Origin of the sequence: uncultured Meiothermus sp., assembly GCF_937863175.1 — a bacterium.
Taxonomy (GTDB): domain Bacteria; phylum Deinococcota; class Deinococci; order Deinococcales; family Thermaceae; genus Meiothermus.
In genome coordinates, this window is sequence record NZ_CALMCQ010000365.1 from 1 (window position 1) to 1,342 (window position 1,342).

The 1,342-nt window shown below is 62.6% G+C and carries 1 protein-coding gene; it reads right to left on the reverse strand.

Annotation, left to right across the window (positions count from 1 at the left end; all coding sequences use genetic code 11):
* Positions 1–213: 213 nt before the first annotated feature.
* Positions 214–1,146 carry a methylmalonyl Co-A mutase-associated GTPase MeaB gene (gene meaB, locus Q0288_RS13630; RefSeq protein ID WP_299431350.1) on the reverse strand — a complete coding sequence of 311 codons (933 nt, stop codon included), beginning with the start codon at positions 1,144–1,146 and terminating at the stop codon, positions 214–216.
* Positions 1,147–1,342: the final 196 nt, after the last annotated feature.

Consider the following 1,342-nt stretch of genomic DNA (forward strand, 5'->3'; position numbering starts at 1 on the left):
ACGGTCGGCGAAAAAAGCGTCTCCCTTCGGTCGGGTTCTAACCGAATCTGGTATTACTCCGTCAAAGATCCCAACCTGAGCCCTGCCCATCTCCTTTTAGGGGTTTGTGTTGCCGGGGCTCTACTGCCAGGCCTCTGCGGGTAGCGCAAATTGCTAACCTGGAGACACCTGGCTTTGCGCCATGAAGAGCTGTGGGAAGGGCAATTTGCTCCATCACCGCCCGGCTTCGACTCCCTCGAGGACACCCAGCAATTGCATAGCCGCTTCTTCGGGGGCGAGTTCGCCGTGGGCAACTCTGGCAATCAAGTCCAGGCCTTCGCGGGTTTTGCGGCGGCCCCACTCCTGGATCACGCTCTCGACCTCGAAGCGGGCCCGCTCGAGCCGGTCGTCCTCGAGCAGGTTGTGCTCGAGCAGGTGCTGATAATGCGCTTCCAGACCCTTAAACAGCTCGGGAATGCCCTCGGCTTTGGGGGCCACGGCAGTCAGGACAGGCGGCTTCCAGCCCGCCGGACGCGGAGCGGCCAGCTCCAGCGTGGTCTTGAGTTCCTGCACGATCCGCTCTCCCCCAGGCAGGTCAAACTTGTTGACCACGAACAGGTCGGCAATCTCCATCACCCCGGCCTTGAAAGCCTGTACCGAGTCTCCGGCGGCAGGGGTCAGAATTAACACCGTGGTGTCGGCCACGCGGGCGATATCCACCTCGCTCTGCCCAACGCCGACCGTCTCGACAAAGATCCGATCAAAGCCAAAGGCTTCCAGCAAGGCCAGGGTCGCCACGGTAGCCCCGGCCAGCCCGCCCAGAGCGCCCCGGCTGGCCAGCGAGCGAATGTAAACGTTCTTGTCCTGGTGATGGCGCATCATGCGGATGCGGTCGCCCAGAATGGCCCCGCCGGTAAAGGGGCTGCTGGGGTCTACGGCCAGTACCGCCACGGTCTCGCCTTGCTTGCGGGCCTCTTCGATCAGCCGGTCGGTAAGGGTGCTTTTACCCGCCCCAGGGCTGCCGGTCAGGCCCACCACCCTGGCATGGCCGCGCCCGCGCAGTTGCCGCAGCAGGGCCTGTCCTTCGGCGTACCCCGACTCCACCAGGGTAATGGCCCGGGCCAGGGCCCGCAGGTCTTGGGCCAGAAAACGCTCGTAGAGGCTCATGGGGCCAGTGTATCGCGATTTTTGCCCGTATTGCCCTTACTTCTGGGAAAAAAAATGCGCCCTGCGCAGCATCTGTACTCGAGCCCAGGGTTCCTTCAAGGGACAGTTCCAAGCTGCGCTGGGTTAAGGTTGTCAAAACTGTAAAGCCCATCAACCAGCCCGAATGGTCCCTGGCGCAGTACCCAACTGTATACCG